Here is a 25,147-nt window from a genome sequence, read left to right on the forward strand (position 1 = left end):
GCTTACTCGTAATTTTTCAGCGCCGAGCAGGCACCGCATTTGGCGCAGCCGGCATTGATCTGTTCAGAGTGCAAACCATGGCGACGCAGGCTTGCGCCAATCTGCGGATAGAGACGGGCCATCATCGCGCTGTCGGGTTTGGGGTGATGGGCCAGCGGTGTGCCGTCGATGGGCACGAAGGGCACCACGAAGGGATACACACCCAACTCGCACAAGCGTTCGCTCATTTGGGTGATCGCCGCTTCGCTGTCGCCCAACCCAGCCAGAATGTAAGTGCTGACCTGGGCACGACCGAATACCTCGACGGCCGCGCTGAATGCTTCGAAATAGCGCGTCATCGGCACTTCGGCCTTGCCCGGCATGATCCGCTGGCGCACCTCGTCAGTGACGGCTTCCAGGTGCATGCCCAGCGACACCACGCCGCTGTCGCGCAGGCGCGTGAACCAGACGTCATCGTCAGGCGGCTCGCATTGGGCCTGAATCGGAAGGTCGACTGCGGCCGTCACGGCGGCAGCGGATTCACACAGAATCGCCGCGCCGCGGTCCGCTGTTTGCGGGGTGCCGGTGGTCATCACCATGTGCTTGATACCGTCCAGCTCAACGGCAGCCTTGGCCACTTCAGCCAGTTGCTGCGGACGTTTGCGGGCGATGGTCTTGCCCGCCGCCAGGGATTGACCGATGGCGCAGAATTGGCACGAGGTGCCGCGATCATTGAAGCGTATGCAGTGCTGCAACACCGTAGTCGCGAGCACATCACTGCTGTGCAACGTAGCGATTTTCCAATACGGAATGCCGTCGTCGGTACTAAGGCCATAGAACTTCGGCACACCCGGCATCTGCACCTGACCGACCTGCAAGCCCTGACGGAAAATCAGTGCCTGGCTGCCATCGGCGCTGGGTTGCGCCTGGTAGGGCGAATCCTGAGAGGCTTGATTGAGGATCGGCACCATCATGGTCCGACTGCCGAACGTCAGCGCCTTGTGGTCCGACGGCCCTGCCCCGCCCTGCCGTGACAGGCCATTCTGCGCAGCGGGCCAGCGCACGCCATGGCATTGCAGTTCAGCGAGTAGTTCATTGGTCTGCATGGGCATATTCCTCGGTTTTCAACTGGGCAGCGCGCTCATGCACATGGGCCGTTGGCGTACGGTCGATCAACAGGCTGAGCAATTCCGGACGGCTGTAATGCCCCACTGAATCCATCATCCGTTTGCGCTTGTCGATGAGCGCCATGTCCAGATCGGCAACCACCCAGCCTTCGCCCGAGCGCAGTGGTTCGCCGAGCAACTTGCCTTCGGGGGAAACAATTGCCGTGAAGCAACCGCCGGTGATTGGCCCCAGCGCGCAGCCGGTGTCCTGCATGATTTGCGCTTGTTGCTCGGCATCCAGCCAGGCAGTGGCATTGACCACAAAGCAACCCGACTCCAGCGCGTGATGGCGGATGGTGACTTCGATCTGCTCGGCAAAAATGTCTCCCACCAGCGAACCGGGGAACATCGCCACATGAATCTGCTCGCCGTCAGCCATCAGCGCATAGCGGGCCAACGGGTTGTAATGTTCCCAGCAGGCCAGCGAGCCGATGCGCCCGACTGCGCTGTCGACGGCGCGCAGCCCCGAGCCGTCGCCCTGCCCCCAGACCATCCGTTCGTGATAAGTGGGGGTGATCTTGCGGCGGTGCTGGATCAGCGTGCCATCCCGATCGAACAGCAGCTGTGCGTTATAGATCGTGCCGCCATCGCGCTCGTTGACGCCGACAGAGGCGACGATCCCGGCCTCGCGACAAGCTTCGCCGATCTGCCGGGTCACGTCCGACGGCACGATGACCGACTGCTCGAGCAGTTTGAGGTGTTCCTTGCCCATGGCGAATGGTGGCTGGACGAAGGAGAAATAGGGGTAATACGGCACCACGGTTTCTGGAAAAACCGCGAACTGCACACCCTCCCGGCCCAACTCCAGCAAGGTGTTACAGAGTTTGGCGACAGTGGCTTCCCGGGAGTACAGCACCGGGCTGAACTGTACGGCGGCGGCGCGGATGGTGGTCATTGTCAGGTCCTGAAAAGTTGTAGCTGCTTTCATCGAACAACACACAACAGTCTGATTTGAAATGAGATTCCAATGCGGGAGCGGTGCTTGCCCTCGATAATTTCAACCGAGGTCTCAGGCATGTACCGAGTTATCTTTCATCGCAGGCAAGCACCGCTCCCACAGGGTTTACATCTATCTTTCGATATCAAGCCGTCCAGGTATCAATAATCATCGCGCCTTCGCGGCGCATCAGCAGACGCAGGTCCATCACGTCCAGCGGATTGATCGGGCGAATGCCTTCGATCAGGGCTTTTTCGGTCTGGCCATAGAGGGCCTGCAAAGCAAACCGGCAGGCATAGACTTCACCGCCTTCGGACATGAATGCCTTGAGCTGGTTGTTGACCGCCAGGTGACCGGGGAAAGCTTCAGCACCCAGGGTCGGGAAACCACGCTGCACACCCAGTTGTACCCCTGGCCCGTACAGCAGAATTTTGGTCTCGAAGCCTTTGCGTAGCAGACGCTTGGCCTGAAGCATATTCACCAGGCCAATGGAGCCTTCGAAGGCGATGGTGTGGAAAGTGATCAGGACTTTTTCACCAGGTTCGGCCTTGACGTCCTCAAAGACTTTTTCTTCGTAATTGACCAGAAAGTCGCCGTCTTGGTAATGAGCAATGTCCACGGTTGGCATGTCGTCGTTCTCCAGTAAGTCGAGTTTTTATCAGCGGTGTGAGGCTGTGGGTGACAACAGGACTAGAGCGAACGGCGTGCCAAAAATAAAAGCAGGTCTGCGTTTGTCGGTAACTGATTGATTCGAATGCAGATTCAAATCTGATCCGCTTTTTCAGCCCTTTTCTGATGCTATCGCCACGCAACGCATTCCCGTAAAAATACGAATCTTCGTAAGCCTGAATCACGAGATTTCGTAATGAGCGAGCCAGATTCACTGAGCGGCTGGGCTGACCTGGCCTATTCATCGCGGCATATGGTCTTCGAGCACTGTGCAGAAGCTATTGCCTTGCTCGATCCGGTTGCCGATCGGTTTGGCGACCTGAATATCGCCGCCTGCAAATTGCTGGGCTACCCGCGCCAGGAATTGCTGGAACTGCCCGTCAGCAAACTTTTTGGCCATCAATTGGCTGACCTGATCGTGTTTACCCAGGCGGTGATGGACAAGGGTCGCGGCTGGAGCGAGGACTTGAGCTGCAATTGCAAGACAGGTGAGCGGATCGAGCTGGAACTGTCGGCCACTATCCTGCAGGTCAAAGGCAGCCCGCAGTTGATTCTGGTGATGCGCGAAGCCAGCCACGAGAAGTATCAGCGCGATCAGGCCCACACCGAACGCACCATGCGCGGGGGGCTGCTGGAATGGCGCAACATCCTCAACCTGTTCCAGGAAAGCGAGCGCGACAACCAACTCCTCCTCAGCGCCGTAGGCGACGGCATCTACAGCATCAACACCGACGGCCTGGCGACCTTCGTCAACCCGGCAGGTGCGCGCATGCTGGGTTGGGAACCGGGCGACATGATTGGCAAAAATATCCACCGTATCCATCACCACACCCACGCCGATGGCAGCCATTACCCGGTGGAAGATTGCCCGATCTATAAAGCGGTGCGCGATGGCATCGTTCATGAGGGACGCCAGGAGGTTTTCTGGCGCCGGGATGGCAGCTCATTTCCGGTGGAATTCACCAGCACCCCGGTCATTTCCGAGGGGCGCATTGCCGGGGCGGTGGTGGTGTTCCGTGACATCACCGAACGGCGCACCACAGAAAACCAGCTGCACAATGCCCTGGAAGAACTCAAGGTACTGAAGCAGCGCCTGGAAGAGCAGAACGCTTACCTGCAGGAAGAAATTCATATCGAGCATAACTTTAGGGAGATCGTCGGCCAGAGCGAGCCGATCCTGAAAATCATCAAACAGATCGATGTTGTTGCCCCTACCGATGCCAGCGTATTGATCAATGGCGAGTCCGGCACCGGCAAGGAATTGATCGCCCGCGCTATCCATCAGGCGAGTCGTCGTAGCGCTCACCCACTGATCCGGGTCAACTGCGCAGCAATCCCAACCGAACTGTTTGAGAGTGAATTCTTCGGCCACATTCGCGGCGCATTCACCGGCGCGATACGTGATCGCGTCGGACGCTTTGAGCTGGCCGATGGCGGCACGCTGTTTCTGGACGAGATTGGCGAGATCCCCCTGGAACTGCAAAGCAAACTGCTGCGGGTTCTACAGGAGGGTCAGTTCGAGCGAGTCGGTGAAGAGCGCACCCGCAAGGTAGATGTGCGGATCATCGCCGCGACCAATCGCGATTTACGTCAGGAAGTGGCCGCCAGGCATTTTCGCGAAGACCTGTATTTCCGCCTCAACGTGTTCCCGATCCAGTCACCGGCCTTGCGTGAGCGTGCGATGGACATTCCGCTGCTGGCCGCGCACTTTCTCAAGCAAACCGCCAAGCGTCTGAACATGCCTGGCCGCCGCCTGCGCAACAGCGACATCGAACGCCTGCAACGTTACTCATGGCCCGGCAATATTCGCGAACTGCAGAATGTAATCGAGCGCGCGCTGATTACTTCCCATGGTGCAGACCTGAACATGGACCTGCCCGAAGAACTCAATAAACGCGAAAGCGTATCGGCCGCGGAATCGACCAGCGCCAGCATCATGACCGACGCCCAGTTACGTGATCTGGAGCGCACCAACATGCAAGCCGCGCTGAAGGCCAGCAACGGCAAACTGTTCGGCAAAGGAGGTGCAGCAGAGTTGCTGGGATTGAAGCCGACGACACTGGCTTCGCGGTTGAAGCGGCTGGATATTGAGGTGGGCTAACCTCTTAGTTATTCCTCGAGCGCATTTGACGGATTACGTTGATCAGAACAGGAGAAAATGCCTGTAATTTCGATTGGTTATCCGGCTGACTTAAATCGTTGAGCAACGCCTGCAATACTTCATCGCAAGCTAGAGACAGCTCAGCTGGCAGGAGTCCGCCGTCGTAAATGAGCGTGTCCAGCATTTGTTTACGCTCACTAATCAAACGTCGGTTACATTTATAGTCGGCACCAAGACGGAGCACTTTTACGGTAGAGCGAGCACGCTCTGTAGTTCCGTTTACCAGGCCAGATAGCTCAAACTGTAGTTCCGTTTCGCACTCCACCATGAGCGGCGTTAGCGGCAGAGGTTGACTAGCGTGTGCTTTACCGCAACTCCCTGGTGAATTGCAGCTGGCGACCATGTTTGAGAAGTCCAACGTACGATTCTTCGCCAAGACCTGAGCTTCGAGATGCTCATTGTGAGCACTGATTTTCTCGGGCGTAACCCTGCGGCAGCAGTAAGCACAAAGCCAATATTGTTCCCCGACACACGCCTGCCGTATGGCATCTTTCACAACATCGTGCCCCACAAGGTCTCGATATTGTGCACCTGGATTCTTTCGCTTCCATGTTTCCAGCGCCGCCAAACTTCCCTTTTCAAGCTTTCGCACGACGTAGTTCCAGCTTGCGTATCAACAGTGAGGCCTTGGCCAGTTCGATATGATCTGCAGGCAATTCGTTGGTCAATGATCTGTAAAGGGTACGAGCCTCATCCAGCTCGCCCCTCACAAGAAAATGTTGCAACTCATCGAGACAGGTCTGAACGACAGGATTACGGATGTCAGTATCCATGACACTCATCAACACCTGATTGGCATCCAGGCCATAAAGACTGTCCTGCTCATGCAACTCTCCATCGTCCATCACGTACACCAATACATCCTTGGCATCGCTGATGACCAAAGGCGAGTGGGTTGTCAACAGAAATTGGCAATTAGGGAAGGTCGTGGTGAGCTGTTCGACCAATCTACGCTGCCACCGAGGATGAAGGTGTAGATCAACCTCATCGACCATCACAATACCTTTGCCATGCAAAGGGTTTCCCAGTGCCGGATTCATCATTGCGAGACGTCTGGCGATGTCTCCAACCAGAGCCATCATGGACTTCTCCCCCTGCGAGAGCTGGGAGACATTTAAGGTGGCACCCTCTTTATCAATAGCCATGTGCAAACGTGGCCTGCGCTTGACACGCAAATTGTTGAACCCCGGCATAAAGGCTTCTACCGCAACCCTTACAGCTGTTAGCTGACGATCACGCGATGAAGCGTGCTCTTGCGCCAGCAGTTTCCACATTGCGCTGTCTGGTGCGACTTTATGAGACAGATCATTTAACAGCTCTGCTGATATTCCTTTTTCATTTTCATTGTCCTCACGCTCTCTGAACCACTCAAAAAACCGGCGAAAGTCCACGCCTCTCGCGAGCGAGTTGTCATACCCATCCAGTTGATCAAACGTGTGCTTAGCGTGAATCTTCAATGGAATTTCAAGAACCGAGCGCTCAACCGGGTAGTACGCTACCAGAGGCAACGACGCCTCGTTGCTTTGAGTTAACAACGAGCGGTAACTGTCAGCCAGAAGATTCAGATCACTCAATGTAGACACCGAAGCTGCCTTACGCCCCTTTCTCGCGGTCGATATCCCCCACTTCGAAGAAGGGCTGTGGATGTCCGGATCAAAGACCACAGCATCACTTATCTCAAGGAGAATCGAGGCAGAAGAAGCATCGTTGCGCATCGCGTTCTCATCAATGCGGTTGCCACTGCCTTTCTCCGTTCGAATCCGCGCCACGAACCAACTCAGTGAAGTAGCCACCGACCTGAGCAATGTGGTTTTGCCGGCCCCGTTATTCCCGACCAGCACTGTCACCTTGGACGCATGCCTTTCAGTCGGCGCCATTGCGACCTCAAGGTCGGTAAAACGGCCCACATTAACGAGCCTGAAGCTTTTGATTTCCATGGAGTCCCTGAAAGGCTTGATCCTGAATGAGTGACGAGCCGGATTATGCCATTCATTTTCCGGCTTGAAGCGTCTACAAGGCGCAAGTTACCAAATAGAAATGCGCCTGTCAGGCAGGATAGCCAAGCCCCAGAATCCGGCTACAGCCAGCCTCAGTTGACCTTCACCTCATTGAACTTCAGTACGCTTTCATTGCTGTCCCGATTTCTAAATGTCAGTTTCAGGGCCGGTGACACTTTAACCCGAGCCTTCGTTGCCTCGAAAATCAGTGTCAAACGGGTCGGGACATTGCGAATCAACTGAAACGAGTCCCAGCGATCAAACTTGGCGTCGCCCACGCGCAACTGGGCAAGATTCAATGCCCCACCGGCCTCTTCAAACAGACTGCTAGGAGATACCAACCGGAAATTTCGGTCGGAAGTGTTGTTCGTCAGCACAAGCGTACAGGTTGGCGCCTGTCCGTTTTGCTCGCATTCCTGCAGCTCGATGCGAACATCATCAACGGTTTCCACTCGTTTACCGAACACGTTGCTGCTGTCGTTTTCCTGGATGAGTTTTTGACCGCGAGCAAATTCAAAAGATGGCTTGGCGTACTCGCTACCCAGTTTGAAGAAGACGCCGCAAAGCATCAGGGACAGAAGCAACCAGACCGTGTATTTGAGTGGGCGCGGCAGCTTGTTGGCAAGAAAGGCGATCCAGAATGCGATGAGGAATGTAACGACGCTGACCAGCGCAATCATGGTTCGCCAGTTCAGGAATTCAAGATTGATACCGAAAACACTGGGATCAGGAAAAACGTAGGTAAAAAGCCCCCACAAAACCCCAAGCAAGCTGCCTACACCTGCGCTGATTTTGGTGAAAAGCATTGAGGTTTTGCTGCGAGGAATTACTGCTGCATCCATTGCGTGTTAGGCCTTGTACGATTTCAGGAGAATTCTCGCCGCCCCCTATTAAAGATCGGGCAAGATTAGCGTCGACCAGCAATGCTGGTATTTCGCCATTATCCCGGATAAGAAGGTCAAAATGCACGTTCTGGGCAGCAAGAATCACTTCGACTTTATTTTCGACTCTAACCACACCTTCAAATCCCCCACCTCTGCCTGGCTGATGGTATGCCCGACACCCGCATAGGAATGCAGCTCGGGTTTCACCCCCAGGGTCTTCAGGTACGAATTGGCTTCGGTGGCGCCGTTGTATGGCACGCGAGGATCAGCGTTACCGTGGCCGATGAACACCTGAAGATTTTTCAAGGCTGGATCGGCTTTGAGCTCGGATTTCAGAACCGGCAACACCTTGCCACTCAACGCGGCGATGCCGCCGACCTGTTGTGGATGTCGCAGCGCAACTTCATAGGTCATCATCGCGCCTTGGCTGAAGCCCACCAGGAACACTTTCGAGGCCTGTGTGTGGTACTTCTGCGTGGCCTGCTCGATGAACTGACTGAGGGATTCACCGCTGCGCTTGAGATCAACCGTCACGCCATCGTAGTCAGCACTTTGCGGATTCTTGGTGAACCACTGGTAACGATCTTCCCCCAGACTGACCGGCGCACGCACCGACAGGTAGTTGTAGTCCTTGGAGAGCGCGTAGTTGATCCCGAACAGGTCCAGCTCATTGCTGCCATAACCATGCATGAAGATAACCAGCGGCCGGTCTTGGGCATCGGAGTTGATTTGCGCCACGTAGCTCAACGGCAAATCGGTTTGAAGTGGTAGCGCGGCCTGGGCAAAGCCGGTAAACGCCAACAGTAAAACAGCGAAGAATTTCAACATCGGAAGATGACCTCGGAAAGTGCGTTGTCCGATCAATTGGACAACGCACACGGTATGTCGTTTGCCGGAGGTCGTGTTAAAAATCGCTCATTGCCTGGTTCGCCCTGCCTGGCTTGAGCAGCTGCATTTGCTGGCGGTAGTCATCGGTGACTTGTCGCGACTGACTGCTGCTGGTGATGACGCGCGGGGTAATCAGCACGATCAGCTCGGTGCGCGCCTTGGATTTGCTGGTGGTGCCGAACAACCAGCGCAGACCGGGGATTTTCCCCAGGTACGGCACTGAGGAGCCGCTTTCTGCGTTGTCCTGCTTGATCAAACCGCCGAGCAACACCGTCTGGCCGCTTTGCACCGCTACCTGAGTGGATACCGAGCGGGTCGAGATGCTCGGGTTGGTCTGGCTGTCGGAGATCGATGCCAAATCGGCATTGCTGACCTGCTGCTGGATGTCCATGTACACCAGGCCACCTGGATTGATCCGAGGTACTACATCGAGGATCACCCCGGTCTGCACGTATTCAACGCTGCTCAAGGTGGTGTTGGAGACGTTGGTGTTGACCGTGGTCTGGCTGATCGGGATGTTGTCGCCCACTTGAATCTGTGCCTGCTGATTGTTCATCACCACCAGCGACGGCGCCGAGAGCACTTGGGTACGGCCGTTGGTTTCCAGGGCCTTGAGGGCGACCTGCAAGTTGCTGCTGACGAAAGAGTAGAACAGCGATGAGTTGCCCAGCGCTGCGCCACCCGCGCCCAGCGCACCCTGGCTGCCCGCGGTGTTTTCAATGTTGGTGGTGCTGGAGTTTCCGGCCAGTCGGCCCAGGTACCATTGCACGCCCAAGTCCAGCTCGCCGGTCAGGTTGACCTCCAGAATCCGGGTTTCGATCTGCACCTGCAGCGGCACGTTGTCCAAGCGCTTGATCGCCGACTCGATTTCCTTCCACTGCGCCGGACGGGTACGAACCAGCAACTGGTTGCTGCTTTTCTGCGCGGTGATGCGGGTGCTGGCGTCGATGCCCTTAGACGCGGTGCCGGATTCGCCGCCTTGCTCTGCGCCGCTATCCGCTTCGCTGTCGAGATTTTCCTCGCCGCCTTCGGCGTCCTGTTCTTCATCGACTGAGGCATTCTGGTTGCCGCCCATGCCCATGCCGCTGCTGTTACCCATGCCGCCGCCCAGGCCATTGCTGAGCCCTCCACTGCCGCCCATGCCGCCGGAGCTGCTGTTGGAACTGAGTGATGATAGTGAGCGGGTGCGCAGGCCCGGTGCGACCTTGGCAGCCGAGTCGTCCTTGATCGCGCCGTTGCCATAGATCTGGCGCAGGTATTTGGCCAGGTCGGTGGCCTTCATGTTGCGCACGTCGTAGACGTACATCTGCGGCTCGTTGCCGCCACCCTCGTCGATGGTGTGGATCCAGTCGCCCACTTCACGCAGGTATTCCGGCTGCGAGGAAATCGCCACCACCGAGTTGGTCCGCTCGATCGGCAGGAAACGCACCATGCCCGCCAACGGCATGCCGCTGTCCGGGCCGAACATTTTTTGCAGTTCCGGCATCAACTCGCCCACCGAGGCGCGCTGCAGGCCGAACACGCCGACGGACATGCCTTTGAGCCAGTCGACGTCGAAGGTATCGATGGTGTCCTGATAGTTGGCCAGCTCATCCGGCGTGCCGGACATGCTCAGCACATTGCGCGCAGGGTCCACCAGCAGGAATGCGTTCTCCCGGGCGAACGGCTTGAGCAGCTTCTGCATTTCCGTGGCCGAGATATAGCGCAGCGGGAACAGCCGCGCCGACATGCCTGCCGCTGGCTGGGACACGGTCATTTCCGGCACCAGCTTGCCCGCCACCGCCTGACTGGACGGCAGGATCACATAACGGTCGCCCTGCTTGATCATCGCGTTGTCAGTCCAGGACAAGAGGGTTTCCAGGATCGACATCGCCTGCTTCTTGTTCACCGGCTTGGAGGTGGAGAAGCTCACGTCACCTTTCACGCCCTGCGCGATGCTGTAATTCTCGTGCAGCAAGTCGCCCATGATGCTGTTGATCACCGCTTCGATAGGCTGGTTGGTGAAGTTGAAAACGATGTCGCCCTGCTCTTTATCTGCCGCCGGTGCTCCCCCGCGCGCCGCGGGCGCTGGTGCAGGTTTGCGAATGAACTGCTGATTGCCACGAATCAACTGTCGCGTCGGTGCAGTCGCGGCCTGGGGTTGCTGAGTGTCCGCAGGCGGCAGTTCGCTGCGCGGGTCAACCGGCGGACGTTGTGAGCCCGTGCCATTCAGGGCCTCGCGCAGCATGTCGTTGTCTTGATCGTAGGTTTTGGGCGTGGCTGCACAGCCGCCGAGGGCGACGGCGGTAGCCAGGCAAAGCATGGGGGTGCGCAAGGTGGCTATTTTACGGACTCCTGGAAGATTAGCGTTCACTGAGTGGACTCACGAGGAAGAGAAATCGGTGGGATATTGGAAGGCGGCGGTAAGCGCAGCGCACGCAGGTTCAAGCTTTGCGTGCGTCCGTCTGAAGAGAAATCGGCCTGGGTCGGGGTCAGCTTTTCCAGCTTCCAGCCGTTGGGCAGCGCCTGGCCTTGATGAACCTTGAGCGGTGGACCGTCGGCGCGCTTGATCAGGGCTACGCGCAGTTCGCCATCGATCATCACCCCGGTCAGGGTCAGGCCAGCCAGATTCGAGGCCTGGGCCTGCTGCGTGGAGCGATCAGCGCTGCGGTCGGTGCTGAACAGCGGTGCTTGCCAGGTTCCGGAAAGGCTTTCCAGGGTCGCGCTGGGTGCGACATGGGCTTTCGCGCCCGCATCTTGCGGGTTGCGGGGTGCCTGTTCCGGCAACCAGTCCGGCGAGTCGGCAACCCCGCCAAGAACACCGGCAATCACCAGGGTTAGAACGCTGGCAAGGCCCAGCAAGGCCCATTCGGTGGAGCGCAACGAACCGATCATGGCGTAGCCTCCACGACGGCAGCCGGCTGCAGGTAACCGCGAACCAGTAAGTGAGCAACGAGTTTCCCGGCCCCGCCTTTGAGGGGCGCATCAGCCCCACGGCGAATGCTCATTTCGTCAACGAACAGGAACGGCCGCTGATACTCCAGCTCATGGAGGATAGCGGTCAGCGGTTCGATGGCGCATTCCAGAGTCAGGCTGACTTTTACCTGACGATAGGGCTCGGCACCGTCCTGCTCCGGGGTGATCGGCATGCGTTGCGTCAGGCTGCAACCGCCGCCGGTGCTGGCATGACTGCTGATCAGATCGGCCACCCGCTGCATCAGGTCGGCAGCCACGGCACTGGGATCGTCGCCGGGTAACAGGCTCGTGCTGCTGGCGGGATCATTACGAGCCTGTTCCAGTTGCTGCTTGAGGGCATCGCCCTGGCTCAGTAAGCCGGCGTAGCGTTGTTGTTGCTCGCGCAGTTGGTCGGCCTGGGCATTGATGTCACGCAAGGGGCCGGCGAACCAGCTGTCGATCAATAGCCAGTAACCGGCGCACAGCACCAGTGCCAGGACGATCAGCGCGGCACCGCGACGTTCACGGCTGGTCAGTGGTCGGCGCATCGGCGGCCTCCTGATGCAGGTGAGCGCGCAAGGAAAAACGATCCTTGCCGGTCTGTGGGTCGGGCTGAATCACACCCTGAAACTGGGCGTTCTCCAGGCTGTGACAATCCTTGATCCGGCCAATCAAGGCGCTGGCCTTAGCGCTTTGCCCGGAAAAGGAAACTTCGGCACTGTCATTGATTTCAAGCTGGTCGATCCAGGTGTCGTGGGGCAGGCAGGCGGTCAGCTCGTTGAGCAATGCCACCTGGGTGGGTTGCGCGGATTTACGCTGGATCAGGTAATTGGCCGCGCCACGCGTATTGGTCAGTTGCTGACGGATCTTCTGGATCTGCGCCACTTGGGCTTTCTGCGCCTTGACGCTGGCCTGCATGTCTTCGAGCAGGCGCTGTCGGTCGTTGAGCCACAACAACATAGCGACAATCAACAAGGCGCCACACAGCCATAGCAGTTTGCGTTGCAGGCCGAGATGGTGCCCTTGCTGTCGTGGACGCAACGGCACGGGCAGCAGGTCGATGCCCAGTCGCGACTGGGCATCGTGACCGACATCAACGGCATGAGGTTGCAGACCCAAAGCTGCGCAGTCGGCAAGAATGCTATCCAGACGCTCGCGCAGGATGGCGACCAGCGTTACTTGAATAAACCCGCCGACGCGTTTGTCCTGACGGGCCACAAAGTACAGCTGTGAGGCGTCGAACGGCGTGAAGCGGTCCAGCTCGAAACCCACCACCGAGTTCAGATCACGGGCTGCCGCCAAGGGCAATTGCAGGGTTTGCACCAGCACCGACGAAGGTGGCAGCAGCAGGATCTGTTGCACCTGCGCCGACAGCGCAGGCAGCGGCCCGCTCAATGGCCAGGCATGCAGATGCTCCGGCGTGTCGTGGATCAACAGCCGCTGCAGTTTTTCCGGCATGCAGGCACGCAACTCGATCAGCCATAGCTGCCAGCCACGTTGCATCACGCTGCCGCGCCACTGTTGCGCGACGCGCTCCAGCAAAGCCACAACCGGTGCTGGCAACGACATCGGACGCAGGGAAAATAATCGATTCATTCTTGCCAACGCAGCACCCGATAAGGCTGTGCGCTTCCCTCCGATGGGCTCAATAAAACAGTAGTGTGCAGCTCGGCATGAAAGCCGCCGGGCCGCTGTGCGTGACTTTCAATCATCAGTACCTCGCCGGGATCGGCGCCGACTGCGCTCTGAGTCGGCATATTCAACGCGCGACGCAGCAGCGCCGAAGCGAAGGCCGGATCCGGGCGATCCAGACCGCTCCACAGAGTCACTTCCGGCAACATACGGGCGTACAGCGCCTGATTCATGCCAGGCAGCTGGCGGACTTCTTCAATCACTCGCAGCGGCGCCGAACCGCCACCGCGACGCTCTTCAATCAGTTGCGCCAGGGCAGTTGCCTGATCCCGTGTTGCGCCGCACGCCTGGGCCAGCCGGGCAATATCCCCGACCACTGCGCTGTTCAAGTCCAGCTTGCCCCGCTCACTGCGCACGCTGATCCGCAGCTGCGCATCATCAAAACGCAGCGCCACTTCACGGCCGTCGGCAATCCAGCGTTTGCGCTGCTGCGGGTCACTCAACCCCTGCACCGCGAGGTTCAAGCCAGCCTCAGCGGCCAATAGCGCCTGGGTGTGCTGCCGCTGCCACAGGGCCTGGCGACTCTCCAACTGAACCCAGCTGGCCAGCCCACCGAGCAGCACGCTGAGTAAAGCCAGCGCCCACAACACCAGCAGCAGCGCCACACCGCGCTGGTTTTCACTGGACGACTTCATAGGAGACTGTCTCATCAGCCCCCTGCTCCGCCGGACAAATCCAATCGCAAGGCCACCACTTCGGGCAGCCAATCCACCGGTCCCTTGACCTTGGCATCGATACGCACGGCCTTAGGCAGACGCGTCGGCCACGGCCAGTCGCTGAGCCAACCGGTGGGCTGACCTTTGGGAGTCAGGCCCTGATAACTGAAATTCAGTTGCTCGACATCCTTGAGCAGCACCTGCGGCTCGCCCCAGGGTTTGAGCACCGTGCCATTGGCGTCGGTCTGGATCTGTTCGAACGCCACTTGCAGCTGACGACGGCCTTCAGGCCCGCTCAGCTGCAAGGTATGGCGCTGAATACCGCCGCCCAATTCGCCGGGCAACGTCGAGACAAATTGCAAACGCTGGGCTGAGCCTTCAAAAAATCCACTGGTTTCGCTGTCGTCTTCCGATGTGTCCAGCGGCAGCGCCTGAGCGATGGAGCTGCGCAGAAACTTCTGCGCAGCGCGCATTTCGTCCAGGCTGACCGTGTAGCGCTGGGCCTTGAGCACCGCCCGATTAGCCCCCAGCAACGCACCACCGACCAGGGTCAGCAGCACGCCCAGCAGGCTGAGCACCAGCATGATTTCCAGCAGCGTGAAGCCTCGCTGTTGACGACCGCCGCGCTTCAAGAGCCGGCCTTGTCAGTAACGCCGCGCAACTTCAGAGTGCTGAAATGCGCCTTGCGCCTGGCTTCGCTAACCGTCAGGTCGACACGAAACAAGCGCGGCTGGCCCAGTTGCGTGGCCTGCTGGCGAACATCCAGCTGCCAGTTGATGCTGCCGGCCAACACGCCCTGCCGGGTGCCACTCTGCAACGGGCCTGCGGCTTCCTGATCCATGATCGTGCGCGCGGCGTGAGTCAGCCGGTCGCTGCGTGAAACTTGTTGCAGTGAACGTGCGCTCTGCCCAAACGCCACCAGCAACACACTGCTGCACACCGCCATCACGGTGAGAGCGGCGAGCATTTCCAGCAGGGTGAAACCCGATTGACCTGAGGGGCTCATTGCAAGGCCTTGGACTGCACACTGCCGGTCAGCCAGCCGATGTCTATGCGCCAGCGCCGATCACCGTTGACCAGCATCAGGTTGCCGCCGGTCGAACCGCCATCAGGGTAGAACTCCACTGTGGAGCCCATCTCGGCAGCCGTCTGCATGGTCACCTGCAATCCGGCTGGCCATTGGTGTGCACGCTGCCCCGGCGCCTGAAAGGCTTTCTTGCGCAGATCAAACACCGTCCTCGCCGGTTGACCGGTGACAATCGCCTTGACCCGGGTGGCCCGCAGCGCATTGACCATCTGCCCGACGGTCTGCCGCTCCTTGGCGGCGCTCAGCCCTTGTTGCAGGCCGAATCCCACCAGGCCAATGGCGATGCTCATCAGAACGATGACCACCAGCATTTCCATCAAGGTGAAACCACGGCTTGCAGCAGGCATTTTCATGACAATCAGTTATTCCCAGTTGCCAAGGTCGGCGCTGTAACCTTCGCCGCCCGCCTGGCCGTCCTGCCCGAAGAAGATCAGATCAAAAGTGCCGTGCTGACCCGGGAAGCGATAACCGAAGGCGTGGCCAAACGGATCCTTCAAATCTGACGGCTTGGCATACGGGCCAGCCCAGCCAGCAGCATTGCCCGATTTTTCCATCAACTGTTGCAGGGTCTTGGGTGGCGAACCGACGTCCAGCGCATAGCTTTCGATCTTCATGCTCAGGCTGGCCAGTTGCGCCTTGCCCGCGCCGTATTTGCCTTTGTCGACGTTGCCGCCCACTTGGCGCACCACGATGGTGGCGACGATGCCCAGCAGGACGATGACCGCGAGCATTTCCAGCAAGGTGAAACCGTTCTGGCGACGGGCAGGTTTGAAGCGATTACGGCTAAAACTCATCAGGATGGGTCCTCTTTGGAAAATTCAGATATTGCTGGTCAGGCTCATCAGCGGCAGCATGATCGCCAGCATGATCACCGCCACCATCGCCGCCATGACCACGGTGAGGGTCGGGACCAGCGCGGCAAGCATGCGGTCGATGCCGCGCTTGGCCTCCACGTCGAACACATCGGCGACCTTGAGCAGCATGCTGTCCAGTTCACCGGCCTGTTCGCCGACTTCAATCATTTGCAGGGCCAGATCCGGAAGCAGGGGTTGAGCGCCAAAGGCACTGGCCAGGGTTCCGCCGCCCTTGACCGACTCAGCGGCGTGGGCGACCTGCGCCTGCAACGCCCGGTTGGTGCAGACCTGCCGGGCGATCACCAGCGCCTGCAACAACGCCACGCCGTTATGAAGCAGCGTGCCAAGGGTGCGCGCCAGACGTGCAGCCTCGATCCTTTGCAACAGTGGACCGATGATTCGAATGCCCAATAGGCGCCGGTCATGGCGCTCGCGACGCTGGGGATCACGCATACGCAGGCTCATGCCCCAGATCAACGCGATCAGCCCGACCAGCACGGCCAGGCCGTAGGCGCTGAGAAACTCGCCCAGGTTGAGGATCACCTCAGTGATCAAAGGGATCGGCACGCCAAGGTCCTTGAAGATGGGCACGAACTGCGGCACCACGTAGGCCAGTAGTAAAGCGAGAGACCCTAGAACGCCGACAACCAGAAACGCCGGATAGATCAGGGCGTTAATGACTTCACCACGCAGCAACTGGCTGCGCTCCAGATAGTCGCTGAGCTGGCGCAAAGTGCTTTCCAGCGCGCCGCCCGCTTCGCCCGCCCGGACCATGCTTATATAAAGAGAAGAAAACTGGCTGCCCTCTTCTTCAAGCGCTGCCGACAGCGGCTTGCCAGCCTTGACCTGTTCGCGGATGCGTTCGATCAGCGCGCGGGTCTGGGGCTGGCCGGGCTGTTTGAGCAGAATGCCCAGGGAGCGCTCCAGTGGTTGACCGGCACCCAGCAGCGTCGCCAGCTGCTGGGTAAAACTCACCAGCGCCGCGCCGTTCAGCATGCCGCGACCCAGAGCATTGCGCAGCCCGCCCATGCCCGCCGCATCGATTTGCAAGACCAGCAGGCCTCGCTTTTGCAACACCGCGACGGCTGCATCCTGATCCTTGGCTTCCAGGGTGCCATTCTGGGCAACGCCCTGGCTGTCCAGCGCACGAAACTTGAACAGACTCACGCGCCATCTCCGCGAGTGACACGCAGCACTTCTTCCAGGGAGGTCACACCCGCCACGGCCTGGCGCAGGCCTTCTTCATGCAGCGTGCGCAAACCGCCACGCCGGGCCGCCTGCTCAAGAGTCGAGGCGTCGGCATGGCGCATCAGCAGGCTGCGTAATTCTTCGTTCATTACCAGCAATTCAGTGATTGCACTGCGCCCGCGATAGCCGCCCCCCGGCGCATCGGCGCGAGGTCGATAGAGCATGATCGGGCGCTGGTCAGTGAAGCGATCCAGGCCGTGTTCTTCGATCAATTCAGCGGGTGCTTCAAAGGCTTCCCGAGTCTCGGGATCCAGACGGCGCACCAGTCGCTGGGCCAGAATGCCGTTGACGGTCGAGGCAATCAGGTAACTTTCGACGCCCATATCCAGCAGCCGGGTAATACTCGCCGCCGCACTGTTGGTGTGCAGGGTCGAGAGCACCAGGTGACCGGTAAGCGACGATTGAATGGCGATCCGACAGGTTTCCAGGTCGCGCATCTCACCGATCATGATCACGTCCGGGTCCTGACGCACGATGGAGCGCAGCGCCCCGGCGAAGTCCAGGCCAATGGAAGGTTTGACCTGTATCTGGTTGATACCCTCGAGCTGGTATTCCACCGGGTCTTCGACGGTGATGATCTTGCGCTCGGCGGTATTAAGCCGCGACAGGGCCGTATAAAGGGTGGTGGTCTTGCCCGAACCCGTAGGGCCGGTCACCAGCAGAATGCCGTGCGGTCGTTCCAGCACCTCGAGGAATTCATCGAGCCGCTCGCCATCGAAACCCAGGCTCGGAAAGTCGAAGTTGATGGTCTGCCGATCCAGCAGACGCATCACCACTGACTCACCAAAACTGGTGGGCACGGTGGACACCCGCAGGTCCAGCTCCTTGCCCTGAATCCGCAGCATGATTCGCCCATCCTGAGGCAGACGGCGCTCGGCGATGTCCAGCCGGGCCATGATCTTGACTCGGGAAATCACCGCAGCGGACGAACTGGACGGCGGCGCTTCGGCTTCGTGCAGCACGCCGTCGATGCGATAACGGACCTTTAGCTGGCTTTCGAAAGGCTCGATATGAATGTCCGAGGCGCGGTGTTCCACAGCGCGCTGCAGAATCAGGTTGACCAGCCGAATGACCGGCGCTTCGGAGGCCATGTCTTTGAGGTGCTCGATGTCCTCCAGCGCGCCGCCCTCTTCGTCGAGGTTTTCGATCAGCGTACCCATGGCCGAACGGCCTTGACCGTAATAACGCTCGATCAGGGTTTCCACTTCATTGCGCGGCCCAATCGACAGCCATACAGAAACATCGCAGGCATAAGCCACCGCCTGAAATGGATAAAGCAGATTCGGGTTGGCAGCCAATACGCGCAAGCCACCCTGACTCCAGCCCAGCGGCACTATCTGATAGTGACGCATGAAGCGTTCGGTCAATGGCGGCAACGGGTCCAGCAAGGGTGGCGCGGACTCGGCCAGCACCAGTGGCGCATCAAGTAATGCAGCCCAGGCGCGGGCCAGTTCAAATTCGGATACCAGTCCCAGACGGGTCAGCAACCCCAGCAACTCATGATCTTGCGACTGCTGAGCGGACTCTTGCGACAAACGGCGGGCGCGTTCCAGATCGACGGTCTTCAAACCGGCATTTTCCATCAACCAGGCACAGACCTGCTCGGCATCAGGAATCTGCAATCGGGCGGTATCGATGGGGGCTAACGGCATGGGTATAGACATCTTTACAGATCGAAGGGGCAAGGCTCACAGCGCAGCTGCACAGGTTTGACCCGGCAGCTGCCTGCGACACAAAAAACGTTTAGACCATCAGTTGGACGTTTTCTGCGAATTGTTTTTCGTTTCGGTCAGCGGACGGCCGCCCTTGGTGTTCTGGGTAGCGCTCTGGGATTGCTGTTTTTTCACCACTTTGGCGTCGGTGGTCTGGGTCAATACCGTGGAGTCAGCGGCGCCGGATTTTGCATCGGCGTCGGTGGCTTCAGCGGCAAAAGCAGAACCGCAAAGAGCAAAACCCAACACCAGACCCGCACCCATCAAAGGCAACTTCATAAAAAAACTCCAAGCATTAGATAGTGAATAGCCACAAAAAAGGCCTTGAACAAATCTCAAGGCCATCCTGGCAACTAGTGGAAATTTCAGTCGTGCATAAAAGACAAATTAGCGAGAGACTGAAAATTCTTAAACCAATCGACCGGTAGGTTTAGCGAGAGTTCCAATATGTAACGAAAAAAATCAAAAAACACCCAAATTCAACCTTTTGTTTGACTTACTGTGTCAAGAATTGCCTTAATTAGTCCGCCAACGCGATTCAAAGTGCCACTACGCGACATCACTTTGATATCAATTTCGTTATTAGAAAACTATAATTTTTATAATATAAAACACCTGAAAAACACCAGCTATTGCAATGAGCCATCAGTTCGAAAGTTGCGAAGCAGGCAATCTATTACCTTGCGAAAGTTATGACCTGTTCACGCAACACTGCCACAACCTGGTCACGGCCAAGTTGGTAACGCACAGCAATTTAGTAATAGCAATTTAATGACAGTTGTCGGAGAGACACATGAGCAAACGGAAAATGATCGGTGCGAAGTCAGCAATGGCCTTGCTGGCACTGGCGGTATCACAGGTTTACGCGTCCACCAGCCCTGCGCTGGATGACGGCATGGTTAACCGCGCTGAAAAAGCTGCGGACAAAACCCTGGCCAAGATGACCATGGAAGAAAAACTGGCCTATATCGGCGGTACCGGTGGCTGGGACGTGAAACCGCTGACCCAGTATGGCGTTCCGCAAATTCATGGCGCAGACGGCGGCGTCGGCGTGCGTTACACCAGCGAAGGCAACGCACAAGGCGTGGTCTATCCATCCGGCCCTAACCTGGCAGCCACCTGGAACCCGCGTCGGGCTATCGACCTGGGTCGTGCATTGGGCTATGACACTGCCATCGGTGGTTACCAGTTCGTCACCGGTCCAGGCGTGAACCTGTACCGCATGCCTTACAGCGGCCGTGCATTCGAATACCTTTCCGGTGAAGATCCGTTCCTCGGCGCCAGCCTCAGCCCTGCAGTGATCAACGGCATTCAGTCTCGTGGTGTCTGGGCCAACGCCAAGCACTTCGCCGCCAACGACCAGGAAAGCAACCGCTTCCACTTGGACGAAATCATCAGCGAGCGCGTGCTGCGTGAGATGACCCTGCCTGCCTTCGAGTCCGCTTCAAAGAACAGTAAAGTGGCCATGATGATGTGCGCGTTCCAGAAAGTGAACGGCGAGTTCGCCTGCGAAAACGACCACCTGATGCGCGAAATCCTGAAGACCGAATGGGGCTATGCAGGCTTTGTCCAGAGTGACTACAACGCAGTCGTCAACGGCCTGAACGCAGCCCAGGCCGGTACCGACCTGGACATGATGGGCTATCAGATGAATAGCACCATCCTCAAGCCGCACCTGGACAGCGGTGAGTTGAGCCAGGCCACGATCGACGACAAGGTCCGTCGCATCCTGAAGCAGATCTACCTGTACAAGTTCGACACCAAGACCCCGTCCACCGTGCACAACATGAACAGCGCGACCAGCAACAAGGTTGCTTTGAATGCTGCGCGTGAAGGTATCGTTCTGCTGAAAAACCAGAACAGCCTGCTGCCGCTCGACGCCAAGAAAGTCAAAAACATTGCAGTGGTCGGCACCTTGGCCAAATACGCGCCACCAACCGGCTTCGGCAGCGCCAACGTCATGGCTGCGCACTACATCAGCGAGCTGAGTGGTCTGCAGCAACTGGCGCCGAACGCCAAAGTCGAGTTCATCGACGGCCTGTCTCTGGATCCGGCCACTACGGTCTGGAGCAGCACCAATACCAAGGGCAACGAAGTTCAAGGCCTTACCGCCGAATACTTCAGCAACGCCGACTGGTCCGGCGACGCTGCGGTAACCCGCACCGAGAAACAGATCAATCTGGACTGGGCCAACGACACTGACCTGCCGTTCGAAAGCAACACCGAAGCGTCCGACGCCTATGCCAGCAAAGGCTCGACGTCCGGCTCGCTCAATGGCGACACCTCCTCCACTTCGATTCGCTACACCGGCAAAATCACCCCGACCCAAAGCGGCGAACAAGTGTTCAAGGTCCGTGCTGACGGCGCCATTCGTTTGTGGGTCGACGGCAAGGAAATCATCAACAACGGCGAAGGCAAGCCGCTGCCTAACAACAGCATCCCGCCGACGATTCCTGAGTTCGCCAAGGTCAACCTGGAAGCCGGCAAATCCTACGACGTGAAGCTTGAGTACTCGCGCCGTGCCGGTTACCTGTCGACCATGGGCGGCCTGGTTGGCGTTCAGATGAGCTGGGCATCCCTGGCAGCTCCGCAGGACCTGTCCAAGTACGATGCTGTACTGGTTGCAGTGGGCAACAGCAATGAATACGAAGGTGAAGGTTTTGACCACGGGTTCGACTTGCCTGAGTTCCAGGGCGAGCTGATCCAGAGCATCGCCAAGGTCAACCCGAACACCGTGGTCACCCTGCACGGTGGTACCGGCCTGAAGATGAGCGACTGGATCGATCAGGTGCCGGCCGCGCTGCACGCTTTCTACCCGGGTCAGAACGGTGGTCAGGCTCTGGCCGAGATCCTGTTCGGCAAGGTCAACCCGTCGGGCAAACTGCCGATCAGTATCGAACGCAACATTGAAGATAACCCGATCTACGCGACGTTCCCGAAATGGGACAACCAGGAAACCCTGGCTGAGATGAGCTACAAGGACGACCTGTTCCTGGGCTATCGCGGTTACGAGAAGAAAGGCATCAAGCCGCTCTACCCGTTCGGTTACGGCCTGTCGTATACCACCTTCGGCTACAGCAACATCAGCGTGACGCCAGGCGTCGCCGTGGGCAATACGCCGATCAAGGTCTCCTTCGACCTGACCAACACCGGCAAGGTGGGTGGTTCCGAAGTTGCCGAGCTGTATGTCGGCCAGCAGAACCCGAAAGTGGAACGCGCCATGAAGGAGCTCAAGGGCTACAAGAAAGTGTTCCTGAATCCGGGCGAAAGCAAGCGCGTCACCATCGAGCTGAACGATCGATCGCTGGCTTACTACGACGAGAAGAGCAAGCAGTGGGTCGTGGATGCTGACAGCTTCAATCTGTCGGTGGGCTCGTCGTCTCAGGACATCCGCCTGAACGCCAAGCTGACCAACTCGTTCCGTCAGGAACTGTCGAACAGCACCAGCAACCCGCTGCCACGTTCGGCACTGAACTCGACGCTGCGGGAGTCACCAACGGTGAAAACCGGTGGTGTGCTGGATCACAACGACGAAACGGCCGAGTAATTGATCGGTTGACTCAATAAAAAGGGCTCAGAGATGAGCCCTTTTTTTGCTTTAGCGTTGTCGAATAGCCGCCTCGACCCGCGCGATGTAGCTATCAAAGCGCTCCACCAGATCAAGTTTGTCAGGGAAGCGCAGCCACTGAATCTGCAGCCCGTCCATCATCGCCAGAATCTCCTGAACCAGACCGGGCAAATCGACGTCAGCCCGCACCTCGCCCATCTGGACAAGATCATCGAATTGGCTGAACAGGCGTCCGTAGATCCCCTCATACCGGTCTTGAAACCACTGCCAGGCCGGATGGCCTTCAACCATGCTTTCCGCGTTGAGGATGGTAAAGGCTCGCACCACGCCCGGTGCAGTGGCATTAGAGCGGTTGATCGCCCGCAGACTGCCCAGCAGACCCGACAGTGATTTCTCGGAACGGACCTCATCGGCGATCTTCTGGTTGACCTCATCACGCCGTTGCAGCACGCCCATCAGCAGTGAAATCTTGCTCGGAAAGTGGTGGAGCAAACCGGCGACCGAAATCCCGACAATGCCTGCGACATGGGCCATGGATGCGCCGCTGTAGCCTTCCAGGGAAAACACCTGCAACGCGGCATCGAGCAGTTCTTCACGACGCTTTTCGCCCTTGGGCGCGCGCCGCTGCTTAGGTGTGACAACCGACTCATTCATCCCTGTCGGCGGGTTTGACTGACTCATGTACTGCTCCTTGCTAGACAGCCCAGCACCCTACCGTCAAAGGCAATAGGCCGCAATGTTCACTGCACCGGCCGGATCCAGCACCATCGTCCCAGCCTGGCACGTTAATTTCATGGTCTGCCTGGTTACCGGATTTCAGGCTACTGGCCTGTGCGGCGAAACCCGCCGCGCACCAATGCCAGCCCTGAACAGAGAATGTCGTTCCATTGCAGTGCACCCACGGTCATGCATTGCGACCCGGCCATCGAACAGGAGTTCTACCCATGTCCTATCTCATGTTGCTCAAGGAATCGCTGTTTTCCCGTGCTTCAGACAAAACAGCTGCCAGCAACCTGGACGCATCAATCCAGCCTGCACCCATCGAAGCCGTGAAGCCGGTCACCGCCGCTGATGCCGACGCTGGCGACGCCTACCTGGACGCATTTGCCGATGGCGTGGAGTGGGAAACCTTGCTGGTCGACCTTGCCTGCTTCAATGACGGCCCGGAATATTCCGCCCAGGCGCGGTTCTGATCCCCGCTTATCCGTCGCCCCGGGAGGCCGGGGTGCTGATTGGGCGGGTTACTCAACCTCTACAAAAAATCACTGATCGTCAGGCAAGCTGCGCGAACCGTCGCCGAGCTCCCGTTGCATAAGTACGGAATCGACCCATCGGCCGTGCTTGAAGCCCACCGACTCAAATACACCCACGCGGTGAAACCCGAGTTTTTCATGCAGGCGTAAAGAGCCTAGATTTTCGCTGTTGCCGATTACCGCCACCATTTGCCGCCAACCGCCCTGAGCACAGTGTTCAATGACTGCACTCAGGAGCGCCTGGCCGATCCCCTTTCCACTCATGCCGTCGGCCATGTACACCGAGTCCTCGGCGGTAAAGCGGTAACCGGGGCGAGGACGATACAGCGTGGCGTAACCATAACCGACCACTTTGCCGTCCAGCTCCGCCACCAGATAAGGCAGCTTGCGCGACAACACCTCAGCGCGGCGGCGCAGCATCTCCTCCAGTGAAGGCGGTTCCAGCTCGAAACTGGCGATACCGGTCAGCACGTGTTGCGCATAAATCGCCTGCACGGCAGGCATGTCATCCTCGCGGGCTGCGCGCAGGATCAGATCGTCATTCATTTTTGCTCTCGGGATGGCTACAGGTGCGGCAATCATGCCGAGACAGTCAGGCTTGATAAAGAGGATTGTGCTGATAGCCGGAAACCGAGGCGCCTGCATCGCGGGCAAGCCTCGCTCCAACGGAATCGGTGATCGTCTGTTGGAGCCGGGCTTGCCCGCGAAGAACGATGACGCGGTGTGTCTGCCAGAGCGAGGCGCCTGCATCGCGGGCAAGCACCGCTCCCACAGGTACCGGGATCGTCTGTTGGAGCCGGGCTTGACCGCGAAGAACGATGACGCGGTGTGTCTGCCAGAGCGAGGCGCCTGATTCGCGGGCAAGCACCGCTCCCACAGGTACCGGGATCGTCTGTTGGAGCCGGGCTTGCCCGCGAAGAACGATGACGCGGTGTGTCTGCCAGACCGAGCTGACCGGTTCGCGGGCAAGCCTCGCTCCAACGGGACCGGTGATCGCCTGTGGGAGTCGAGCTTGCCCGCGAAGAACGATGACGAGGTGTGTCTGCCAGAGCGAGGTGCTTGATTCGCGGGCAAGCCTCGCTCCCACAGGTACCGGGATCGTCTGTTGGAGCCGGGCTTGACCGCGAAGAACGATGACGCGGTGTGTCTGTAATATCGAGGTGCTTGATTCGCGGGCAAGCCTCGCTCCAACGGAATCGGTGATCGCCTGTGGGAGTCGAGCTTGCTCGCGAAGAGCGATGACGCGGTCTATCTGTAATATCGAGGTGCTTGATTCGCAGGCAAGCCTCGCTCCAACGGCATCGGTGATCTTCTGTGGGAGCGGTGCTTGCCCGCGAAGAACGATGACGCGGTCTATCTGTAATATCGAGGCCCCAGATTCGCGGGCAAGCCTCGCTCCAACGGGACCGGTGATCGTCTGTTGGAGCCGGGCTTGCTCGCGAAGAACGATGACGCGGTGTGT

General features: G+C 58.5%; 24 protein-coding genes and 1 pseudogene. 3 read left to right on the forward strand and 22 right to left on the reverse strand.

Features of this window, described 5'->3' with window-relative positions; genetic code table 11:
* Window positions 1–2: 2 nt before the first annotated feature.
* The 3 genes from IV01_RS08370 to IV01_RS08360 form a co-directional block, all read right to left on the reverse strand.
* A complete protein-coding gene (locus IV01_RS08370; RefSeq protein ID WP_032629962.1) occupies window positions 3–1,085 on the reverse strand; it encodes an MSMEG_0568 family radical SAM protein in 1,083 nt (360 codons plus the stop codon).
* Window positions 1,072–2,040, reverse strand: a complete 969-nt coding sequence (locus IV01_RS08365) for a Nit6803 family nitrilase (protein ID WP_032629963.1) — start codon at window positions 2,038–2,040, stop codon at window positions 1,072–1,074. Before IV01_RS08365 ends, IV01_RS08370 begins: the two co-directional genes overlap by 14 nt.
* A 187-nt stretch (window positions 2,041–2,227) precedes the next feature.
* The gene (locus tag IV01_RS08360; protein WP_004879505.1) at window positions 2,228–2,710 is read right to left on the reverse strand and encodes an MSMEG_0572/Sll0783 family nitrogen starvation response protein; all 483 of its coding nucleotides are present in this window, start codon (window positions 2,708–2,710) and stop codon (window positions 2,228–2,230) included.
* Between the two features lie 237 nt (window positions 2,711–2,947).
* On the opposite strand from IV01_RS08360, the gene IV01_RS08355 reads away from it, so the two are divergent.
* A complete protein-coding gene (locus IV01_RS08355) occupies window positions 2,948–4,852 on the forward strand; it encodes a sigma 54-interacting transcriptional regulator (RefSeq protein WP_050507773.1) in 1,905 nt (634 codons plus the stop codon).
* A gap of 4 nt (window positions 4,853–4,856) precedes the next feature.
* Here the strand turns inward: IV01_RS08355 and IV01_RS08350 are convergent, their stop codons facing one another.
* From IV01_RS08350 to IV01_RS08275, 16 genes are all read right to left on the reverse strand, one after another.
* A complete protein-coding gene (locus IV01_RS08350) occupies window positions 4,857–5,504 on the reverse strand; it encodes a hypothetical protein (RefSeq protein WP_032629964.1) in 648 nt (215 codons plus the stop codon).
* Window positions 5,491–6,849 (reverse strand): AAA family ATPase, encoded by a 1,359-nt coding sequence (locus tag IV01_RS08345; RefSeq protein WP_032629965.1) that lies wholly within the window; start codon window positions 6,847–6,849, stop codon window positions 5,491–5,493. The genes IV01_RS08350 and IV01_RS08345 overlap by 14 nt, the downstream gene beginning before the upstream one ends.
* Before the next feature lie 152 nt (window positions 6,850–7,001).
* Window positions 7,002–7,751: a hypothetical protein gene (locus tag IV01_RS08340; protein WP_032629966.1), complete on the reverse strand. Its 750-nt coding sequence runs from the start codon at window positions 7,749–7,751 to the stop codon at window positions 7,002–7,004.
* Between the two features lie 144 nt (window positions 7,752–7,895).
* Window positions 7,896–8,621, reverse strand: a complete 726-nt coding sequence (locus IV01_RS08335; protein WP_032629967.1) for an alpha/beta hydrolase — start codon at window positions 8,619–8,621, stop codon at window positions 7,896–7,898.
* Between the two features lie 76 nt (window positions 8,622–8,697).
* On the reverse strand, window positions 8,698–10,983 hold the full coding sequence (gene gspD / locus IV01_RS08330; RefSeq protein WP_050507775.1) for a type II secretion system secretin GspD: 2,286 nt from the start codon (window positions 10,981–10,983) through the stop codon (window positions 8,698–8,700).
* A 47-nt stretch (window positions 10,984–11,030) separates the two neighbouring features.
* On the reverse strand, window positions 11,031–11,555 hold the full coding sequence (locus IV01_RS08325; RefSeq protein WP_032629969.1) for a general secretion pathway protein GspN: 525 nt from the start codon (window positions 11,553–11,555) through the stop codon (window positions 11,031–11,033).
* Window positions 11,552–12,163, reverse strand: a complete 612-nt coding sequence (gene gspM / locus IV01_RS08320) for a type II secretion system protein GspM (RefSeq protein WP_032629970.1) — start codon at window positions 12,161–12,163, stop codon at window positions 11,552–11,554. Before gspM ends, IV01_RS08325 begins: the two co-directional genes overlap by 4 nt.
* Complete coding sequence (locus tag IV01_RS08315; RefSeq protein WP_032629971.1) at window positions 12,138–13,211, reverse strand: type II secretion system protein GspL; 1,074 nt, start codon at window positions 13,209–13,211, stop codon at window positions 12,138–12,140. The genes gspM and IV01_RS08315 overlap by 26 nt, the downstream gene beginning before the upstream one ends.
* Entirely contained in the window at window positions 13,208–13,942 is a 735-nt protein-coding gene (locus IV01_RS08310; protein ID WP_032629972.1) for a type II secretion system protein GspK, read from the reverse strand. Before IV01_RS08310 ends, IV01_RS08315 begins: the two co-directional genes overlap by 4 nt.
* Window positions 13,943–13,956: 14 nt before the next feature.
* On the reverse strand, window positions 13,957–14,595 hold the full coding sequence (locus IV01_RS08305; protein ID WP_032629973.1) for a prepilin-type N-terminal cleavage/methylation domain-containing protein: 639 nt from the start codon (window positions 14,593–14,595) through the stop codon (window positions 13,957–13,959).
* On the reverse strand, window positions 14,592–14,969 hold the full coding sequence (locus IV01_RS08300) for a type II secretion system protein (protein ID WP_032629974.1): 378 nt from the start codon (window positions 14,967–14,969) through the stop codon (window positions 14,592–14,594). The genes IV01_RS08305 and IV01_RS08300 overlap by 4 nt, the downstream gene beginning before the upstream one ends.
* Window positions 14,966–15,403, reverse strand: coding sequence for a GspH/FimT family pseudopilin (locus tag IV01_RS08295; protein WP_080290354.1), 438 nt, complete (start codon window positions 15,401–15,403; stop codon window positions 14,966–14,968). The genes IV01_RS08300 and IV01_RS08295 overlap by 4 nt, the downstream gene beginning before the upstream one ends.
* 9 nt (window positions 15,404–15,412) lie before the next feature.
* Window positions 15,413–15,844, reverse strand: coding sequence for a type II secretion system major pseudopilin GspG (gspG, locus tag IV01_RS08290; protein ID WP_032629975.1), 432 nt, complete (start codon window positions 15,842–15,844; stop codon window positions 15,413–15,415).
* A gap of 24 nt (window positions 15,845–15,868) precedes the next feature.
* Window positions 15,869–17,071, reverse strand: a complete 1,203-nt coding sequence (gene gspF, locus IV01_RS08285; protein WP_032629976.1) for a type II secretion system inner membrane protein GspF — start codon at window positions 17,069–17,071, stop codon at window positions 15,869–15,871.
* Window positions 17,068–18,804 (reverse strand): type II secretion system ATPase GspE, encoded by a 1,737-nt coding sequence (gene gspE, locus IV01_RS08280; RefSeq protein WP_032629977.1) that lies wholly within the window; start codon window positions 18,802–18,804, stop codon window positions 17,068–17,070. The genes gspF and gspE overlap by 4 nt, the downstream gene beginning before the upstream one ends.
* 99 nt (window positions 18,805–18,903) lie before the next feature.
* Window positions 18,904–19,143 carry a hypothetical protein gene (locus tag IV01_RS08275; protein ID WP_032629978.1) on the reverse strand — a complete coding sequence of 80 codons (240 nt, stop codon included), beginning with the start codon at window positions 19,141–19,143 and terminating at the stop codon, window positions 18,904–18,906.
* Window positions 19,144–19,657: 514 nt separating this feature from the next.
* Here IV01_RS08275 and IV01_RS08270 point away from each other — a divergent pair.
* Window positions 19,658–22,411 (forward strand): beta-glucosidase, encoded by a 2,754-nt coding sequence (locus IV01_RS08270; RefSeq protein WP_032629980.1) that lies wholly within the window; start codon window positions 19,658–19,660, stop codon window positions 22,409–22,411.
* A gap of 51 nt (window positions 22,412–22,462) precedes the next feature.
* On the opposite strand, the gene IV01_RS08265 is transcribed toward IV01_RS08270, so the two are convergent.
* Window positions 22,463–23,086: a TetR/AcrR family transcriptional regulator gene (locus IV01_RS08265; protein WP_154232246.1), complete on the reverse strand. Its 624-nt coding sequence runs from the start codon at window positions 23,084–23,086 to the stop codon at window positions 22,463–22,465.
* Between the two features lie 290 nt (window positions 23,087–23,376).
* Between IV01_RS08265 and IV01_RS08260 the strand changes: the two genes are divergently transcribed.
* The gene (locus IV01_RS08260; RefSeq protein WP_032629983.1) at window positions 23,377–23,625 is read left to right on the forward strand and encodes a hypothetical protein; all 249 of its coding nucleotides are present in this window, start codon (window positions 23,377–23,379) and stop codon (window positions 23,623–23,625) included.
* A 69-nt stretch (window positions 23,626–23,694) separates the two neighbouring features.
* On the opposite strand, the gene IV01_RS08255 is transcribed toward IV01_RS08260, so the two are convergent.
* Window positions 23,695–24,231: a GNAT family N-acetyltransferase gene (locus tag IV01_RS08255; protein WP_032629984.1), complete on the reverse strand. Its 537-nt coding sequence runs from the start codon at window positions 24,229–24,231 to the stop codon at window positions 23,695–23,697.
* Window positions 24,232–24,277: 46 nt separating this feature from the next.
* Window positions 24,278–25,147 (reverse strand): annotated as a pseudogene (locus tag IV01_RS27115) (hypothetical protein); the annotation flags it as partial.

Origin of the sequence: Pseudomonas syringae, from assembly GCF_000737245.1 — a bacterium.
GTDB classification, from domain to species: domain Bacteria; phylum Pseudomonadota; class Gammaproteobacteria; order Pseudomonadales; family Pseudomonadaceae; genus Aquipseudomonas; species Aquipseudomonas syringae_J.

What these genes read in the sequence shown, in the direction of transcription:
- IV01_RS08370 (WP_032629962.1), bottom strand. Translation starts at nt 1,085, where the DNA reads ATGCAGACCAATGAACTACTCGCTGAACTGCAATGCCATGGCGTGCGC.
- IV01_RS08365 (WP_032629963.1), bottom strand. Translation starts at nt 2,040, where the DNA reads ATGACCACCATCCGCGCCGCCGCCGTACAGTTCAGCCCGGTGCTGTAC.
- IV01_RS08360 (WP_004879505.1), bottom strand. Translation starts at nt 2,710, where the DNA reads ATGCCAACCGTGGACATTGCTCATTACCAAGACGGCGACTTTCTGGTC.
- IV01_RS08355 (WP_050507773.1), top strand. Translation starts at nt 2,948, where the DNA reads ATGAGCGAGCCAGATTCACTGAGCGGCTGGGCTGACCTGGCCTATTCA.
- IV01_RS08345 (WP_032629965.1), bottom strand. Translation starts at nt 6,849, where the DNA reads ATGGAAATCAAAAGCTTCAGGCTCGTTAATGTGGGCCGTTTTACCGAC.
- IV01_RS08340 (WP_032629966.1), bottom strand. Translation starts at nt 7,751, where the DNA reads ATGGATGCAGCAGTAATTCCTCGCAGCAAAACCTCAATGCTTTTCACC.
- IV01_RS08335 (WP_032629967.1), bottom strand. Translation starts at nt 8,621, where the DNA reads ATGTTGAAATTCTTCGCTGTTTTACTGTTGGCGTTTACCGGCTTTGCC.
- gspD (WP_050507775.1), bottom strand. Translation starts at nt 10,983, where the DNA reads ATGCTTTGCCTGGCTACCGCCGTCGCCCTCGGCGGCTGTGCAGCCACG.
- IV01_RS08325 (WP_032629969.1), bottom strand. Translation starts at nt 11,555, where the DNA reads ATGATCGGTTCGTTGCGCTCCACCGAATGGGCCTTGCTGGGCCTTGCC.
- gspM (WP_032629970.1), bottom strand. Translation starts at nt 12,163, where the DNA reads ATGCGCCGACCACTGACCAGCCGTGAACGTCGCGGTGCCGCGCTGATC.
- IV01_RS08315 (WP_032629971.1), bottom strand. Translation starts at nt 13,211, where the DNA reads ATGAATCGATTATTTTCCCTGCGTCCGATGTCGTTGCCAGCACCGGTT.
- IV01_RS08310 (WP_032629972.1), bottom strand. Translation starts at nt 13,942, where the DNA reads ATGAAGTCGTCCAGTGAAAACCAGCGCGGTGTGGCGCTGCTGCTGGTG.
- IV01_RS08300 (WP_032629974.1), bottom strand. Translation starts at nt 14,969, where the DNA reads ATGAGCCCCTCAGGTCAATCGGGTTTCACCCTGCTGGAAATGCTCGCC.
- IV01_RS08295 (WP_080290354.1), bottom strand. Translation starts at nt 15,403, where the DNA reads ATGAAAATGCCTGCTGCAAGCCGTGGTTTCACCTTGATGGAAATGCTG.
- gspG (WP_032629975.1), bottom strand. Translation starts at nt 15,844, where the DNA reads ATGAGTTTTAGCCGTAATCGCTTCAAACCTGCCCGTCGCCAGAACGGT.
- gspE (WP_032629977.1), bottom strand. Translation starts at nt 18,804, where the DNA reads ATGCCGTTAGCCCCCATCGATACCGCCCGATTGCAGATTCCTGATGCC.
- IV01_RS08275 (WP_032629978.1), bottom strand. Translation starts at nt 19,143, where the DNA reads ATGAAGTTGCCTTTGATGGGTGCGGGTCTGGTGTTGGGTTTTGCTCTT.
- IV01_RS08270 (WP_032629980.1), top strand. Translation starts at nt 19,658, where the DNA reads ATGAGCAAACGGAAAATGATCGGTGCGAAGTCAGCAATGGCCTTGCTG.
- IV01_RS08265 (WP_154232246.1), bottom strand. Translation starts at nt 23,086, where the DNA reads ATGAATGAGTCGGTTGTCACACCTAAGCAGCGGCGCGCGCCCAAGGGC.
- IV01_RS08260 (WP_032629983.1), top strand. Translation starts at nt 23,377, where the DNA reads ATGTCCTATCTCATGTTGCTCAAGGAATCGCTGTTTTCCCGTGCTTCA.
- IV01_RS08255 (WP_032629984.1), bottom strand. Translation starts at nt 24,231, where the DNA reads ATGAATGACGATCTGATCCTGCGCGCAGCCCGCGAGGATGACATGCCT.